The sequence below is a fragment of the Bradyrhizobium guangxiense genome (assembly GCF_004114915.1).
GTDB lineage: Bacteria > Pseudomonadota > Alphaproteobacteria > Rhizobiales > Xanthobacteraceae > Bradyrhizobium > Bradyrhizobium guangxiense.
The window spans coordinates 2,566,603-2,582,837 of the sequence record NZ_CP022219.1 but is presented as its reverse complement, the minus strand read 5'-3'; the positions used below and the strand labels follow the sequence as shown (position 1 = coordinate 2,582,837).

At 66.4% G+C, this 16,235-nt stretch carries 11 protein-coding genes and 1 pseudogene; 5 read left to right on the top strand and 7 right to left on the bottom strand.

Annotated elements, in window-relative coordinates:
- Window positions 1-101: 101 nt before the first annotated feature.
- Both X268_RS12040 and guaB read right to left on the bottom strand, forming a co-directional pair.
- Window positions 102-1,124: an NADP-dependent oxidoreductase gene (locus X268_RS12040; protein WP_128925157.1), complete on the bottom strand. Its 1,023-nt coding sequence runs from the start codon at window positions 1,122-1,124 to the stop codon at window positions 102-104.
- 245 nt (window positions 1,125-1,369) lie between these two features.
- Entirely contained in the window at window positions 1,370-2,863 is a 1,494-nt protein-coding gene (gene guaB / locus X268_RS12035) for an IMP dehydrogenase (protein WP_128925156.1), read from the bottom strand.
- A gap of 391 nt (window positions 2,864-3,254) precedes the next feature.
- Here guaB and X268_RS12030 point away from each other — a divergent pair, with 391 nt between their 5' ends.
- Window positions 3,255-4,745, top strand: a complete 1,491-nt coding sequence (locus X268_RS12030; protein ID WP_128925155.1) for an MFS transporter — start codon at window positions 3,255-3,257, stop codon at window positions 4,743-4,745.
- A gap of 128 nt (window positions 4,746-4,873) precedes the next feature.
- On the opposite strand, the gene X268_RS12025 is transcribed toward X268_RS12030, so the two are convergent.
- Window positions 4,874-5,560 (bottom strand): RlmE family RNA methyltransferase, encoded by a 687-nt coding sequence (locus X268_RS12025; RefSeq protein WP_128925154.1) that lies wholly within the window; start codon window positions 5,558-5,560, stop codon window positions 4,874-4,876.
- A 1-nt stretch (window position 5,561) separates the two neighbouring features.
- Window positions 5,562-6,635: a Ppx/GppA phosphatase family protein gene (locus tag X268_RS12020; protein WP_128925153.1), complete on the bottom strand. Its 1,074-nt coding sequence runs from the start codon at window positions 6,633-6,635 to the stop codon at window positions 5,562-5,564.
- A 211-nt stretch (window positions 6,636-6,846) separates the two neighbouring features.
- Here X268_RS12020 and X268_RS12015 point away from each other — a divergent pair, with 211 nt between their 5' ends.
- Window positions 6,847-9,219 carry a xanthine dehydrogenase family protein molybdopterin-binding subunit gene (locus X268_RS12015; protein WP_128925152.1) on the top strand — a complete coding sequence of 791 codons (2,373 nt, stop codon included), beginning with the start codon at window positions 6,847-6,849 and terminating at the stop codon, window positions 9,217-9,219.
- A gap of 152 nt (window positions 9,220-9,371) precedes the next feature.
- Here X268_RS12015 and X268_RS12005 read toward each other — a convergent pair.
- Window positions 9,372-10,171: pseudogene (locus tag X268_RS12005) on the bottom strand (hypothetical protein).
- A gap of 105 nt (window positions 10,172-10,276) precedes the next feature.
- Here X268_RS12005 and X268_RS12000 point away from each other — a divergent pair.
- From X268_RS12000 to X268_RS11990, 3 genes are all read left to right on the top strand, one after another.
- Complete coding sequence (locus X268_RS12000) at window positions 10,277-10,768, top strand: YaiI/YqxD family protein (RefSeq protein ID WP_128925150.1); 492 nt, start codon at window positions 10,277-10,279, stop codon at window positions 10,766-10,768.
- 2 nt (window positions 10,769-10,770) lie between these two features.
- A complete protein-coding gene (locus tag X268_RS11995) occupies window positions 10,771-12,582 on the top strand; it encodes an ABC-F family ATP-binding cassette domain-containing protein (RefSeq protein ID WP_128925149.1) in 1,812 nt (603 codons plus the stop codon).
- A gap of 65 nt (window positions 12,583-12,647) precedes the next feature.
- Window positions 12,648-13,727, top strand: a complete 1,080-nt coding sequence (locus tag X268_RS11990) for a D-TA family PLP-dependent enzyme (RefSeq protein ID WP_128925148.1) — start codon at window positions 12,648-12,650, stop codon at window positions 13,725-13,727.
- A gap of 176 nt (window positions 13,728-13,903) precedes the next feature.
- Here the strand turns inward: X268_RS11990 and X268_RS11985 are convergent, their stop codons facing one another.
- Together X268_RS11985 and X268_RS40020 are read right to left on the bottom strand one after the other, a co-directional pair.
- Window positions 13,904-15,124: a BaiN/RdsA family NAD(P)/FAD-dependent oxidoreductase gene (locus tag X268_RS11985; RefSeq protein WP_283818299.1), complete on the bottom strand. Its 1,221-nt coding sequence runs from the start codon at window positions 15,122-15,124 to the stop codon at window positions 13,904-13,906.
- A complete protein-coding gene (locus X268_RS40020) occupies window positions 15,121-16,038 on the bottom strand; it encodes an SDR family NAD(P)-dependent oxidoreductase (RefSeq protein WP_131871457.1) in 918 nt (305 codons plus the stop codon). Before X268_RS40020 ends, X268_RS11985 begins: the two co-directional genes overlap by 4 nt.
- Window positions 16,039-16,235: the final 197 nt, after the last annotated feature.

Below are 16,235 nucleotides of genomic sequence, written 5' to 3'. Positions count from 1 at the left end.
ATGAAGCGGCGGTCACACCTGCGGCTTTTGCGGAACAGGTGTGGCCGATCGGTCACTCTTCGTTAACCATATCCGCCCCACCTCGGGCGGAAGCGGCCGTATCAGGCCTTGTCCGGGCCGACCCGGACCAGTTGCTTGCCGAAATTGGCGCCCTTCAGCAGGCCCATGAAGGCGCCGGGCGCACTCTCCAGGCCCTCGGTCACGAACTCCTTGTATTTGACCTTGCCGTCGCGAACCCAGCCGGACATGTCGCGCAGGAAGTCGCCATGGCGCGCGGCGAAGTCGGAGACGATGAAGCCGCGGAAGGTCAGCCGCTTGGTGAGCGTTGCGCGCATCAGGGATGCGGCCCATTTCGGCGGCTTAGCCTCGGTGTCGTTGTAGTGCGCGATCAGGCCGCACACCGGCACGCGCGCAAACGGATTGAGCAGCGGGAACACCGCCTCGAACACCGCGCCGCCGACATTCTCGAAATAGACGTCGATGCCTTTCGGGCAGGCGTCCTTCAGCTTGGCGGCGAGATCAGGGTCGCGGTGATCGATGCAGGCGTCGAAGCCGAGCTCCTTGACCACGTAGTCGCATTTGTCCTTGCCACCGGCGATGCCGACCGCGCGTGCGCCCTTGATCCTGGCGATCTGCCCCACCGCCGAGCCGACCGCGCCGGAAGCGCCGGCAACGACGACGGTCTCGCCTGCTTGCGGCTTGCCGATGTCGAGCAGGCCGGGGTAGGCGGTCATGCCGGGCATGCCGAGCACGCCGATCGAGGTCGAGATCGGCCCGAGCTTGGGATCGACCTTGATCAGGCCCTTGCCGTTCGAGATCGCGTGCGTCTGCCAGCCGGAGCGGATGCGCACGATGTCGCCGACCGCGAAATCGGGATTGTTTGAGGCCGCGACCTCGCTGACCGCCTCGCCCTCCATCACGCCGCCGACCGGCACCGGAGCTGCGTAGGACGGCCCCTCGCTCATGCGCCCGCGCATATAGGGATCGAGCGACAGCCAGATCGTCCGCAGCAGAACTTCGCCCTGTCCCGGTGTCGGAACGGCGAATTCCTCCAAACGGAAATCAGACGATTTGGGTTCACCGACGGGACGCGCGGCGAGAACGATGCGTTTTGCCTGGGACATGGCTTCCTCCAATTTTCTGTCGTTGCGAGCGAAGCGAAGCAATCCCGCGGCGTCAATACCAAAAGGACTGGATTGCTTCGCTTCGCTCGCAATGACGAGTTGGAGGCACGCGCGCGCCACAAACGCACTATCATGCCCCGCGAAGGCGGGGGCATCCAGCACTCTGAGAATATTGAACCGAGAGGCCGCGGCGTACTGGATCGCCCGCCTTCGCGGGCGACGACACCGAGAATGGGGCGAACGAACTAACCCCCACCCGGATAGTTCGGGCTCTCGCGCGTGATCGTGACGTCGTGGACGTGGCTTTCGCGCAGGCCCGCACCGGTGATGCGGACGAAGCTCGCCTTGTCGTGCAGCTCCTTCATGTCGCGAGCGCCGACATAACCCATCGCAGCGCGCAAGCCCCCGGCGAGCTGATGCATGACGTTGCCGACCGGGCCCTTGTAGGGCACCTGACCCTCGATTCCTTCGGGCACGAGCTTGAGCGTGTCCTTGATGTCCTGCTGGAAGTAGCGGTCCGCCGAGCCGCGCGCCATCGCGCCGACCGAGCCCATGCCGCGATAGGCTTTGTAGGAGCGGCCCTGCCACAGGAACACTTCGCCGGGCGTTTCGTCGGTGCCGGCGAGCAGCGAGCCGACCATGGCGATGTCCGCGCCGGCGGCGAGCGCCTTGGCGAGATCGCCGGAGAATTTGATGCCGCCGTCGGCGATGACGGGGATATCGGCCTTCTTCGCCGCCTCGACCGCATCCATGATCGCGGTGAGCTGGGGAACGCCGACGCCGGCGACGATGCGCGTGGTGCAGATCGAGCCCGGGCCGATGCCGACCTTGATGCAGTCCGCGCCCGCGTCGATCAGCGCCTGCGTGCCCTCGGTGGTGGCGACGTTGCCGGCGACGACCTGCACCGAATTGGACAGGCGCTTGATGCGGTTCACCGCGTGCAGCACGTGACGGGAATGGCCGTGCGCGGTGTCGACGACGACGAGATCGACGCCGGCATCGATCAGCCGCTCGGTGCGCTCGAAGCCGTTGTCGCCGACCGTCGTGGCGGCGGCGACCCGCAGGCGCCCCTGCGCGTCCTTGCAAGCGAGCGGATGGGCGACCGCCTTCTCCATGTCCTTGACGGTGATCAAACCGACGCAGCGATACTGATCGTCGACCACGAGCAGCTTCTCGATGCGATGCTGGTGCAGCATGCGCCGCGCCTCGTCCTGGCTGACATTCTCGCGCACCGTGACGAGCCCTTCATGCGTCATCAGCTCGGAGACTTTTTGCCGGCGGTCGGTGGCAAAGCGCACATCGCGGTTGGTGAGGATGCCGACCAGCTTGCCGGGCGTATTCTTGCCTGCGCCGGTGACGACGGGAATGCCGGAGATGCCGTGGTCGCTCATCAGCTTGAGGGCGTCGTCGAGCGTGGCCTCGGGGCTGATGGTGAGCGGGTTCACCACCATGCCCGACTCGTAGCGCTTGCCCTGCCGCACCTGCGCGGCCTGCCCTTCGGGATCGAAATTGCGGTGGATGACGCCGAGGCCGCCGGCCTGCGCCATGGCGATCGCCATGCGCGCTTCGGTGACGGTGTCCATGGCCGAGGCCATGATCGGAATGTTGAGCGGAATGGCGCGGGTGACGCGCGAGCGGATGTCGACCTCGCCCGGCATGACGTCCGACAGGCCCGGCTTCAGCAGCACGTCGTCGAACGTAAAGGCTTCGCGGATGCCCTGAAGTTGCACCGTGGCCATTTGCCAACTCCTTCCTGCGGCCTTGCCGCAAACGCTAATGGATGAGCGCCGCCCTCGGCGTACCTTGCGGCATCGCCTTGAGAATCGGAGCCCATCGGTGGGGTTGACGCCGGTCGATAGCATGCCCGCGTGACGAATCAAAGCAATTCGGACCGCTGGCCAGCCATGCACAGGCTTTTTTACGTAGATTCCGCGAGGATAGACCCTACGCAGCCCACCCGCCGTCCTACGGGGGCGCGACGACGTCGCGGGCCCGGAACGCCGGAGGCGGAGGGTCACACCGTTGTTATGCGGGATTTAGGTGCCATGCGTCGATCCGCAATGGTCGGGAGCAGGCGGCGGTGATAAGCCGAACCGCGCCCCTCCTTCCGATTTTCATTACCAATCCGTCATGGTCGACAAGCAACGCGTCATCCCGCTGATCGTGGCCACTGCTCTCTTCATGGAGAACATGGATTCGACCGTCATCGCCACCTCGCTGCCGGCGATCGCGGCCGACATCGGCACCAGCCCACTGACCCTGAAGCTCGCGATCACCTCCTATCTGCTGTCGCTCGCGGTGTTCATTCCGGCGAGTGGCTGGACCGCCGACCGGTTCGGCGCGCGGATGGTGTTCGCGATCGCAGTCGGCGTGTTCATGGTCGGCTCGGTCGGCTGCGCGCTCTCGACCTCGGTCACTGATTTCGTGTTCGCGCGCATCCTGCAAGGCATGGGCGGCGCGATGATGACGCCGGTCGGGCGCCTCGTGCTGCTGCGCTCGGTCGACAAGAGCGCGCTGGTCAATGCCATGGCCTGGGTGACGGTCCCTGCCCTGATCGGCCCGGTGATCGGCCCGCCGCTCGGCGGCTTCATCACCACCTATGCGTCCTGGCACTGGATCTTCCTGATCAACATCCCGATCGGGCTGCTCGGCATCTTCATGGCGCTGCGCTTCATCGATCCCATCAAGAGTGAGACTCAGGAGCCGTTCGATCTCTACGGCATGGTGCTGGCCGGCATCGGGCTTGCCGGCATCGCGTTCGGCCTCTCCGTTGCCGGACTGAATCTCCTGCCTTGGAGCACGGTGGCCGCCCTGGTCGTGGGCGGTGCGATCTCGATGACACTGTATGTCCTGCACGCCCGCCGCACGGGCTCGCCGGTGCTCGACTTCTCGCTCCTGAAGCTGCCGACGCTACGCGCGGCCGTGTTTGGCGGCTTCATGTTCCGGCTCGGCATCGGCGCGCTGCCGTTCCTGTTGCCGCTCCTGATGCAGATCGGCTTCGGGCTGTCGCCGTTCCATTCCGGCCTCGTCACCTTCGCCTCCTCGCTCGGCGCTATGGGCATGAAGACACTGGCGGCACGCCTCATCCGCACCTTCGGCTTCCGCAATCTGATGACGGTGAACTCGATTGTCAGCGCGTTCTTCCTCGCCGTCTGCGCGCTGTTCACGGTGACGACGCCGCTGCTCATCATCATGGTCATCCTGGTGGTCGGCGGCTTCTTCCGCTCGCTGGAGTTCACCGCGATCAACACGGTCGCCTACGCCGACGTCGAAACCGCGCAGATGAGCCGGGCCACCACGCTCGTCAGCGTCAACCAGCAGCTGGCGGTCTCCGCAGGCGTTGCCGTCGGCGCAGCCTGCGTGGAAACGACGATGTGGTTCCACCATGTCAGCGAGATCGATGCCACCGTGTTCGCCCCAGCCTTCGTCGTGGTCGCGCTGACCTCGGCGGCGTCGAGCTGGTTCTTCTGGCAAATGCCTGCAGATGCCGGCCACGAGATCTCCGGCCGCAAGGCGGTGGAGATCGCGAGCCGCAAGGGCGCCGGCAAGGGCGCAGAGAAGGCCGCGGTCAAGGCGGCGTCCGAGGATACGCAAAACGTCCGGGATCAGCGGCTGGGGTGAATACCTCCTCGGTCATTCCGGGGCGATGCGCAGCATCGAACCCGGAATCCATCGCGCCGCAGAACGTGTTGGAAAATGGATTCCGGGCTCGCCTCTTCGAGGCGCGCCGGAATGACGGGAGTACGCGGCTACGCCGTTCCTCCGCCCCGAAATCCCGTCGCCAGCACGTAGCGTTCCGAGGAATCCTGCCGGCTCGCCGCCGGCTTGACGTGACGCACGGTGGCGAAGTCGCGCTTGAGCTGGGCCAGCAGCTCGGCGTCGGCGCCGCTCTGGAACGTCTTTGCCAGGAACGTGCCGCCGGGCTTGAGCACGTCGCAGGCAAAGGCCGCCGCGGTCTCGACCAGGCCGACGATGCGGAGCTGGTCGGTCTTGCGGTGGCCGGTGGTGTTGGCGGCCATGTCGGACATCACGACGTCGGCCTTGCCGCCCAGCATCGCCGTGAGCTTCTCCGGTGCGTCGTTGTCCATGAAGTCGAGCTGCGCGAAGTCGACGCCGGGAATCTCGGGCATCTCCAGCAGATCGATCGCGACGACCTTGCCCTTGCCTTCCGTCGAGCCGACGCGCTTCGCTGCGATCTGGCTCCAGCCGCCGGGCGCCGCGCCGAGATCGACCACGGCCATGCCGGGCTTCAAGAGCCGAAACTTGTCGTCCATCTCCAAGAGCTTGAACGCCGCGCGCGAGCGATAGCCCGCCGCCTTGGCCTTGGCCACATAGGGATCGTTGAGCTGCCGCTCCAGCCACAGCTTCGACGACAATTTGCGCTTGCCGCCGGTCTTGACCTGGACGTGCAAGCGGCCGGTGGTGTCTTTCGCCATCTCACCAGCTCCTGAGCGCGCCGTCCTCGCGCATCATCTCGACCAGCATGCCTTCGCGCAGGCCCCGGTCGGCGACGCGCAGGCGCGGCAGCGGAAAGGCGCGGCGGATTGCGTCGAGAATGGCGCAGCCGGCGAGCACGAGATCGGCGCGCTCGACGCTGATGCAACTGTTGTTGGCGCGCTCCTCGTAGCTCATGCCGAGCAGCTTGTTGATGGTCGCGGTGATATCGGCATCGTTCATCCAGATGCTATCGATGCGGCGGCGGTCGTAGCGCGCGAGGTTGAGATGGATGCCGGCGAGCGTCGTCACCGTGCCCGACGTGCCGAGCAGGTGCATCTCAGTGAGATCGCGGCCGTGCACTTCCGCGAACGGCGCGACGTGGTTTGCGACCTCCTGCTCCATCGCAGCGTAGATCTCCGGCGTGACGTCGCGTCCGCCGAACTGCTCGGCGAGCGTGACCACGCCATAGGGGATCGACATCCAGGCCTTGATGCGCGGCTCCGGATTTTCCGGGTCGCGCTCGATCCGCACCAGCTCGGTCGAGCCGCCGCCGATGTCGAACAGGATCGCGCCGCGTCCCCGCGGGTCGACCAGCGGCGAGCAGCCGAGCACCGCGAGCGCGGCCTCGGTCTCGCGGTCGATCACCTCCAGCTCGATGCCGGTCTCGGCCGCAACCCGGCTGCGGAAACCTTCCGCATTCGAGGCGGCGCGGCAAGCCTCAGTTGCGATCAGCCGCAGCCGGCGCGCTTTCCGCAAATTGATCTTGTCGCGGCAGATGCTGAGCGCGGCGATGGCGCGCTCGATCGCGGCGTCGCTGATCGAGCCGGTCGCCGAGACGCCCTCCCCGAGCCGGATGATGCGCGAGAAGGAATCGACGACGCGAAAGCCGTCCTGGGTCGGACAGGCGATCAGCAGCCTGCAATTGTTGGTGCCGAGGTCCAACGCCGCATAGACGCCGGTTCCCGGCGCCTGCGCGCCGACGGCCGGTGCGGTGGCTAACGCCACCGCCGCCATCGACCCCTCCAGCTCACCGTGCGGCGCATGGCCGTCGCGGAGCCGCGTGTGGTCATTCATACAAACTGTCTTTCCGAGGCCGCGGTCGGGCCGGTCAGGAATTGCTTTTTCGCCTGAAACATTAGCAGCGCGGCAGGCCTGCGCAACAACGCATCACATGGGACCATGCCCATTCGTGCGTTGTCGTGAACCGGGTGGTGGGCTATCTCAGGGGTGTCCGGTCCCCCGCTGCCGCGAAAATGCGCAAATGCCGGCTTTTCAGGTCAATTCCATGCAAGAACACACCAAATCGTCCACGCTCGAAAACGCTATTGCACTGCAAAAATATGGCGTCGGGCAGCCCGTCCGCCGCAAGGAGGACGACACGCTGGTGCGCGGCAAGGGCCGCTACACCGACGATTTCAACCTGCCCGGCCAGGCCTATGCCGTGGTCGTCCGTTCCACCCATGCCCATGGCACCATCCGTGGCATCGGCATTGACGCCGCCAAGGCGATGCCGGGCGTGCTGGGCGTCTGGACCGGCAAGGACCTCGACGCCGCCGGCTACGGTCCCTTCACCTGCGGCCTGCCGCTAAAGAGCCGCGACGGCTCGCCCCTGCTGCAGACCAACCGTCAGCCGCTCGCAACCGACAAGGTCCGCTTCGTCGGCGATCCCGTCGCCTTCGTGGTGGCCGAGACGCTGGCGCAGGCCCGCGATGCTGCCGAGGCGGTCGAGCTCGACGTCGAGCCGCTGCCCGCGGTGACCGATCCCGACGAAGCCGCCAAGCCCGGCGCGCCGCAGCTTTATGACCACATCCCTAACAATGTCGTCCTCGACTATCACTACGGCGACATGGACAAGGTCAACGCGGCCTTTGCCAGCGCCGCCCATGTCACCAGGATCGACATCGAGAACACCCGTGTCGCCGTGGTCTCGATGGAGCCGCGCGTCGGCCTTGCCTCCTACGACAAGAAGACCGAGCGCTACACGCTTCAGGTCCCGACGCAGGGCGTGGCCGGCAACCGCGCCAACCTCGCCAAGAACCTGAAAGTGCCGAACGAGAAGGTGCGCATCCTCACCGCCAATGTCGGCGGCTCCTTCGGCATGAAGAACATCAACTATCCCGAATACATGTGCATCCTGTACGCGGCCAAGGCGCTGGGCCGCCCGGTGAAGTGGCTCGACGAGCGCTCGACCGCCTTCCTCTCCGACAGCCACGGCCGCGCGCAGAAGATCCACGCCGAGCTCGCGCTCGACGCCGAGGGGCATTTCCTCGCGGCCAAGCTGTCCGGCTATGGCAATGTCGGTGCCTACATCACCGGCGTCGCGCCCGGCCCGCTGTCGCTCAACACCGGCAAGAACTTTTCCAGCGTCTACCGCACGCCGCTGATGGGCGTCGACATCAAGGTGGTGCTGACCAACACCACGCTGATGGGCGCCTATCGCGGCGCCGGCCGGCCCGAGGCGAACTATTACATGGAGCGACTGATCGACCGCGCCGCCGACGAGATGGGCATCAACCGGCTGACCTTGCGCAAGCGCAACTTCATCAAGCCGAGCCAGATCCCGTTCGCGGCCTCCTCCGGCGTCACCTATGATAGCGGCGACTTCCAGGCCGTGTTCAACAAGGCGCTCGAAATCTCCGACCACGAGAACTTCGCCAAGCGCAAGAAGGAGAGCAAGAAGGCGGGCAAGCTGCGCGGCATCGCCGTCGGCTCCTATCTCGAGGTCACCGCGCCGCCGAGCCCCGAGCTCGGCAAGATCGTGTTCGATGCTGACGGCACCGTGCAGCTCATCACCGGCACGCTCGATTACGGCCAGGGCCATGCCACCCCGTTCGCGCAGGTGCTGAGCGCGCAGCTCGGGGTTCCCTTCGAGAACATCAAGCTCGTCCAGGGCGACAGCGACATCGTCCACACCGGCAACGGCACCGGCGGCTCGCGCTCGATCACCGCGACCGGCCAGGCAATCGTGGGCGCTGCAAAGCTCGTCATCGAGAAGGGCAAGCGCGCCGCGGCGCACATGCTGGAGGCGTCCGAAGCCGACATCGAATTCGAAGGCGGCAGCTTCACGATCGCCGGCACCGATCGCAGCATCGACATCATGGAGCTCGCCAAGCGCCTGCACGACGGCAAGATGCCGGAGGGCGTGCCTGACAGCCTCGACGTCGATCACACCAGCGAACCGGTCGCCTCGGCGTTCCCGAACGGCTGCCACGTCGCCGAGGTCGAGATCGATCCAGAGACCGGCGTGGTGCAGATCGTGCGCTATAGCGCGGTCAACGATTTCGGCACGGTGATCAACCCGCTGCTGGTCGCGGGCCAGCTCCATGGCGGTGTGGTTCAGGGCATCGGCCAGGCGCTGATGGAGCACATCCGCTACGACGAGAGCGGCCAGCCGATCACGGGTTCGCTGATGGACTACGCCCTGCCGCGCGCCGAGGACGTCCCCAACATGACGATCGGCGATCATCCGGTGCCAGCCACGACCAATCCACTCGGCAGCAAGGGCTGCGGCGAAGCCGGTTGCGCCGGCAGCCTGTCGACGGTGGTGAACGCGGTGCTCGATGCGCTCTCGGATTACGGCATCAAGCACATCGACATGCCGCTGACACCGGAGCGCGTCTGGCGCGCGATCCAGGAGGCGAAGGCCAAGGCGGCGTGAGGGGGCGCACACGCATTCCGCCGTCATGGCCGGACTTGTCGCCTACTCTAAGTCTCACCTCGTCATTCCGGGGCGGTCCGCAGGACCGAACCCGGAATCTCGATATTCCGGGTTCGATGCTTCGCATCGCCCCGGAATGACGTTGCCGGTGATTACGCCGCCGCCTGCTCGCGCGGCTGGTAGATCGCGGTGTGCTGGCAATGCGCGATCGGCGTCGTGCCGTTGGCGACGACGAGCGCGTCCAGCTCGACGAAGCGGTGGCCCTTCTTCTCGTAATTCGCTGTGACCTTGGCCCGCGCGGTGATCTCGTCGCCGGCGCGCGCGGCAGATAGCAGCTGCATGCGGCTGCCGACGTGGATCCAAGGACCCAGGATGGTGTTGTCCACCAGCACGCGGTTCATGACGCGCTGGATCAGGCCGGGATGGCCGAGCCCCTCGCGCGCGAAGATCGGATCTTTCTCCCTTACGTCGGCGAGATAGTCGGCTGCGTCCTGCCCGGCCCAGCGGCGCGGCGTCGTGCCGAGCCATTTGCCCATCTCGAACGTCGCAGGACTGACCGGCTTGCGCTCGGCGACAGCGGGGACTTCGACATAGTCGCTCAATGCTACCACCGGCGCCTCCATCGGCAGCGAGGCCGTCCCGGTCGCGCAGAGCTCGGTGCGGCTGAACACCTCGATGGTCAGCAAGCCGTTGTGCTCGGTGGCATCGACATCGGCGGTCTCACCGTCATAGACCGGCTTGATGAAGCGGGCCTCGATCAGCCCGCGGACAGGAAGTCGCGGCCCCAGCGCGCGACCGGCACGTGCATCATGTAGGCGAAGACGTCGACGCCGGGGACCAGCCCGCCGGAAAAGCCGAAGCGGCGCGCCACCGTGTCGTCATGCATCTTGTTTTCGGATTGTTTGGCGGTGTTGTAGGCCTCGACGCGGTAGGTTTCGAGCCGGTTCGGCATGGGCATCTTCCCTGCATTCTCATTGTTTCGGGGCCGATCGTAGGCTCCCGGGAACAGCGGTCAATCCCCTCGCCTTTGCCGCCCGAATGCGGTACCACGCGCGGAATGACCGACACTCCCACCCGCATCTATGTCGACGCCGACGCCTGCCCCGTGAAGGACGAGATCTACCGCGTCGCGATCCGGCATGGCATACCCGTCAGCGTGGTCGCGGGCAATTTCATGCGCGTGCCGCAGGACCCGTTGATCGAGCGCATTGCAGCAGGTAGCGGCATGGATGCGGCCGACGACTGGATCGCCGAGCGCGCCAGGCCTGGCGACGTGGTCGTGACCTCGGACATTCCGCTGGCGAGCCGCTGTGTGAAGGCGGGCGCCGACGTGATCGCGCCGAACGGAAAGCCGTTTACCGAAGAGTCGATCGGGATGACGCTGGCGGTGCGCAATCTGATGACGGATCTGCGCTCGGCCGGCGAGGTCACCGGCGGCCCACGATCGTTCGCGCCGCGCGACCGCTCCGCCTTCCTGTCGGCGCTCGACCAGACGCTGCGGCGGATCGCGCGACGTCGCACCGATGCGGCCGCAACGAGTCAGGGTTGACCATGGCGCCGCCACTGATCCAACTGAAAGACATCCGGCTGACCTTCGGCGGCACGCCGCTGCTGTCAGGCGTCGAGCTCAATGTCGCCCCGGGTGAACGCGTCTGCCTGATCGGCCGCAACGGCTCCGGCAAGTCGACGCTGCTGAAGATCGCCGCCGGCCTGGTCGAGCCCGATGGCGGCACGCGCTTCGTGCAGCCCGGCGCCACCGTCCGCTATCTGCCGCAGGAGCCGGACTTCGGCACGCACAAGACCACGCTCGCCTATGTCGAGTCCGGGCTCGCGCCCGGCGACGACCAGCACCAGGCGCGCTATCTCCTGGAGCAGCTCGGCCTCACCGGCGAGGAGAACCCGCACAACCTCTCCGGCGGCGAGGCCCGCCGCGCGGCGCTGGCCTTTGTGCTGGCGCCCTCGCCCGACATTCTGCTGCTGGACGAGCCGACCAACCACCTCGATCTTGCCACCATCGAATGGCTGGAACAGGAGCTCGATAGCCGCCGCAGCGCGCTGGTGATCATCAGCCATGATCGCCGCTTCCTCACTAATCTGTCGCGCTCCACTGCCTGGCTCGACCGCGGCAAGATCAAGCAGATCGATCGTGGCTTTGCCTCGTTCGAGAGCTGGCGCGACGAGGTGCTGGCCGAGGACGAGCGCGACCAGCACAAGCTCGACCGCAAGATCGTCGACGAGGAGCACTGGCTGCGCCACGGCGTCTCCGGCCGGCGCAAGCGCAACGTCAAGCGCCTCGCCAATCTGCACGCGCTGCGCGCCCAGCGCCGCAATTATCGCGGCACCGCCGGCAGCGCCAACCTCGCGGCCAGTGAGGCCGAGCAGTCCGGCAAGCTGGTGATCGAGGCCAAGGGCATCACCAAATCCTATGGCGAGCGCAAGATCGTCGAGAATTTCTCGACCCGCATCCAGCGCGGCGACCGGCTCGGCATCATCGGCCCGAACGGCGCCGGCAAGACCACGTTGGTCAACCTGCTCACCGGCGGCGCGGAGCCTGACTCCGGCACCGTGCGGCTCGGCGCCAATCTGGAGATGGCGACACTCGACCAGCATCGCGAAAGCCTCGATCCCAAATCGACGCTGGCCGAAGCGCTCACCGGCGGCCGCGGCGACCACGTCATGGTCGGCGGCAAGCCAAAGCACGTCGTCGGCTACATGAAGGACTTCCTGTTCGCGCAGGAGCAGCGCGGCACGCCGCTGGAGGTGCTCTCCGGCGGGGAGCGCGGCCGGCTGATGCTGGCGCGTGCGCTGGCCAAACCGTCAAACCTGCTGGTGCTGGACGAGCCGACCAACGATCTCGATCTCGAAACCCTCGACGTGCTCGAGGAGATGCTCGGCGACTATGAGGGCACGGTCATCCTGATCAGCCACGACCGCGACTTCCTCGACCGCGTCGTCACCTCCGTGATCGCGCCCGAGGGCAATGGCAAGTGGATCGAATATGCCGGCGGCTACAGCGACATGCTGGCGCAGCGCGGCGCGGACCTCAAGCGCGAGACGGCAAAGGCGCAAGCCTCCGCGGAGAAGAAAGAGGAGCGCGCCTCCGCTTCTTCGTCGGCGCCCAAGCGGAAGCTGAGCTTCAACGAGAAGCACGCGCTGGAAACGCTGCCGCAGAGGATGGAAACGTTGCAGGCGGATATCGCAAAGCTGCAGCGCGTGCTTGATGATCCCAACCTCTACGCTAGGGATCGCAAGAGGTTCGACGATACCTCGGCCGCCATCGCCAAGGCGCATGAGGAACTGTCCGCCGCCGAAGAGCGCTGGCTCGAACTCGAAATGCTCCGTGAAGAGATTGAACAGGCATAGCGCGTATTCCGCAAGAAGTGGGCACCGGTTTTGCGATCAGAATACGCGCCAACTAAAGGACTGCCATGACAACACCTCTTGCCGCCAAGATCGCCCGCGAATACGGCACGCCCTGCGCCGTCATCGACATGGACAAGGTCGAGCGCAACATAGCGCGGATCCAGAAGGCTTGCGACGATGCCGGCGTCGCCAATCGGCCGCACATCAAGACGCACAAGAACCCGACGATTGCCAAGATGCAGGTTGCGGCCGGCGCCAAGGGCATCACCTGTCAGAAGCTCGGCGAAGCCGAGATCATGGTCAATGCCGGCATCGACGACATCCTGATCAGCTACAACCTCCTTGGCGACGAGAAGATGGCGCGCCTCGGCGCGCTGCAGGCCAAGGCGAACATGACCGTGGCCGCTGACAACTCCACGGTCGTCGCCGGCCTGCCCAAGGCGGCTGCGGCATCGGGCCGCCCGCTCTCGGTCGCGGTCGAATGCGACACTGGCCGCAAGCGCGCGGGCGTCGAGACGCCGGCCGAAGCGATTGCGCTGGCGCGCGAGATCGCGGGGTCGAAGGGCCTCGAGTTCGCCGGCTTCATGCTCTATCCGACCGAGACAGGCTGGGCTGAGGCGCAGAAGTTCTACGACGAGGCGCTGGCCGGCGTGCGCGCGCACGGGCTGGACGCAAAGATCGTCTCGACCGGCGGCACGCCGAACCTCGTCAATCTCGGCAAGCTCAAGGGCGGCACCGAGCATCGCTTCGGCACCTATATCTACAACGACCGCATGCAGGTCGCCGCGGGCTCGGCGACCTGGGACGACTGCGCGCTGCACATCTATTCGACCGTGGTGAGCCGCGCCGCGCCCGAGCGCGGCATTTTGGACGCCGGCTCGAAAACGCTGACGACGGACACCGGCGGCCTCGACGGCCACGGCCTGATCCTGGAGCATCCCGAGGCAAAAATCGCGAAGTTCGCCGAGGAGCACGGCTTCCTCGATCTCTCCCGCAGCAACACAAGGCCCAATGTCGGCGACGTCGTCCGCATCGTGCCAAACCACGTCTGCGTCGTCGTCAACATGATGGACGAGGTGGTGATGGTGCGCGGCGAGGACATCATCGGCACGCTGCCGGTGTCGGCGCGCGGGAAGCTGCGGTAGACGGTTCGACGCCCGCGCATCCTTCGAGGCTCGGCTCCCGGTGCTGTCGCACCGGAAACCGAGCACCTCAGGATGACGCTCTCTCGTGAACTCTTCTCTGGGAGAGACGACGCTCTCTCTTAGCCGTCGCCCTGAGGTGGCCGCTTCTTCTGCGGCCCTTGAAGGGCGGCGGCGTTCTACGCACGGTTGAGCCAAGCCAACACACCCCTGCCCCCCGCAAGCCCGGTCGCGAAGGACGCCTGCAGCAGGTAGCCGCCCGTTGGCGCCTCCCAGTCCAGCATCTCGCCGGCCGCGAACACCCCCGGCAGCTTGCGCAACATGAAGTGTTCGTCGAGCTCGTCGAAGGTGATCCCGCCCGCCGTCGAGATCGCCCGCTCGATCGGCGCTGTGCCGGTGAGCTGCACCGGAATTGCGTTGATCAGCTCCGCAAGCTCGGACGGCGAGAACGATGTCAGCGTTCGGCCGGAGGCAATGGCCGCCTCCTGCATCAGGCCGATTCCGACCGGCGACAGCTGCGCGGCCTTGCGCAGGAAGTTCGCGAGCGATTGCTTGCCGCGCGTGCCCGATAGCCGCGTCGTCAGCCCGGCCGTGTCGAGGTCGGGCCGCAGGGCTATCATCAACCGCGCCTGCCCGAGAACAAGCAAGGCCTCCCGCAGTTCCGCCGACAGAGCGTAGATCGCGCCACCTTCGATGCCGCTGCGGGTGATCACCGCTTCGCCGCGCACCGTGTGCAAGCCGATCGTCAGCGCCACGCCCTTGAGCGGCTGGCCCTCGAAACGGTCGCGGAACACATTTGACCATGCGACCGTGAAGCCGGAATTGGCGGGCCGCAGCTTCGAGACGGCAACGTCTCTTGCTGTTAGGAGATCGCCCCAGCCGCCATCCGCCCCGAGCCGCGGCCAGCTTGCGCCGCCGAGCGCGAGGATCGTGGCACTGGCCGCGACCGCCGCCACGCCATCGCGCGTTCGAAACAGCAGCCGCCCCTCGCCGTCCCATCCGGTCCAGCGATGGCGGAAGGCAAACCGCACGCCGCTCGCGTCGAGGCGCCGCAGCCAGGCGCGCAGCAAGGGCGAGGCCTTGAACGCTTTCGGAAACACCCGGCCACTGCTGCCGACGAAGGTCGGCTCGCCCAATGCTTCGCTCCACGCACGCAACGCCTCGGGCGAAAAGGCCTCGATCGCCGCTTGCAGCTTCGGTGCGGCCTCGCGGTAGCGCGACATGAACTGCGGCAGCGGCTCGCTGTGGGTGAGGTTGAGCCCGCCCCGGCCCGCCATCAGGAATTTGCGCCCCGCAGACGGCATCGCGTCGTAGACGGTGACGCGCGCGCCGCCCGACGCGAGCACCTCCGCCGCCATCAGCCCGGCGGGACCGGCACCGATGACGGCGACGTCCCTCAGAGCTTGATCCCCGCCCGTGCCGCCGCCTGCGCCACATATTTCTGCGTCTGCTCGAACGCACCCGTCAGCGCCTTGGCCTTCGACATGTCGCTGATCTCGGCGAAGTGGGCGGCGACCGCGTCCGGCGTCCATTCGGACTCCGGCAGGTTGATGCCTTCGCTCTCCAAAATCTTGATCACGGCGAAGGAGCCGGCGCCGGCGCCCATGATGGTGCGGGTCGGCGCATCCTCGCTCAGCATGTACTCGACCGCGGGCGTGATGGCGTTTGGCTTCATCAGCTGCAGCGCCTGTGGCGGCAGCAGCTCCTCGGTCATCCGAGTTGCCGCGGTCGGCGAGATGATGTTGACGCGGATGTCGTTCTTGCGGCCTTCCTCGGCCAGCACATTCATCAGTCCGACCATGCCGGATTTCGCCGCGCCGTAATTGGCCTGGCCGAAATTGCCGTAGAGGCCAGAGGACGAGGTCGTCAGCACGATGCGGCCGTAATTTCGGTCGCGCATGCCGGCCCAGGCCGCCTTGCAGCAATAGAAGGTGCCGACGAGATGCACGTCCAGCACCTTCTGGAAATCAGCCGCTTCCATCTTGCCGAACGACTTGTCGCGCAGGATGCCGGCATTGGCGCACAGAAGATCGACGCTGCCCCATTCTTTGGTGGCGCGCTCGACCATGGCGGTGACCTGCTCGAAATTAGAGACGTCGGCACCGTCGGCCATCGCGGTGCCGCCGGCTTTGCGGATCTCTTCAACCACGGACTCGGCCGGCGACAGCGAGCCGCCGGTACCGTCTCGCGCGCCACCGAAATCGTTGACCACGACCTTCGCGCCGCGGCTCGCCAGCCCCAGCGCGTGCGCCTTGCCGAGACCATTGCCCGCGCCGGTGACGATGGCGACGCGTCCGTCGAACCTGATTGCCATGAGTGCGTTTCCTAGTTTTCTTCCCTTCTCCCCTTGTGGGAGAAGGTGGCGCGAAGCGCCGGATAAGGGGTCTGTCTCGGCAGATGAGCGCGTGGAGAGAGACCCCTCACCCGGCTTCATCTCGCTCCGCTCGATTTAGCCACCCTCTCCCACAAGGGGAGAGGGTGCACCGAGCGCGGATTGACAAGCTTTTGAGC

Excerpts from the sequence above, each read along its gene's own strand:
- X268_RS12040 (WP_128925157.1), bottom strand. The coding sequence starts at position 1,124 with ATGTCCCAGGCAAAACGCATCGTTCTCGCCGCGCGTCCCGTCGGTGAA.
- guaB (WP_128925156.1), bottom strand. The coding sequence starts at position 2,863 with ATGGCCACGGTGCAACTTCAGGGCATCCGCGAAGCCTTTACGTTCGAC.
- X268_RS12030 (WP_128925155.1), top strand. The coding sequence starts at position 3,255 with ATGGTCGACAAGCAACGCGTCATCCCGCTGATCGTGGCCACTGCTCTC.
- X268_RS12025 (WP_128925154.1), bottom strand. The coding sequence starts at position 5,560 with ATGGCGAAAGACACCACCGGCCGCTTGCACGTCCAGGTCAAGACCGGC.
- X268_RS12020 (WP_128925153.1), bottom strand. The coding sequence starts at position 6,635 with ATGAATGACCACACGCGGCTCCGCGACGGCCATGCGCCGCACGGTGAG.
- X268_RS12015 (WP_128925152.1), top strand. The coding sequence starts at position 6,847 with ATGCAAGAACACACCAAATCGTCCACGCTCGAAAACGCTATTGCACTG.
- X268_RS12000 (WP_128925150.1), top strand. The coding sequence starts at position 10,277 with ATGACCGACACTCCCACCCGCATCTATGTCGACGCCGACGCCTGCCCC.
- X268_RS11995 (WP_128925149.1), top strand. The coding sequence starts at position 10,771 with ATGGCGCCGCCACTGATCCAACTGAAAGACATCCGGCTGACCTTCGGC.
- X268_RS11990 (WP_128925148.1), top strand. The coding sequence starts at position 12,648 with ATGACAACACCTCTTGCCGCCAAGATCGCCCGCGAATACGGCACGCCC.
- X268_RS40020 (WP_131871457.1), bottom strand. The coding sequence starts at position 16,038 with ATGGCAATCAGGTTCGACGGACGCGTCGCCATCGTCACCGGCGCGGGC.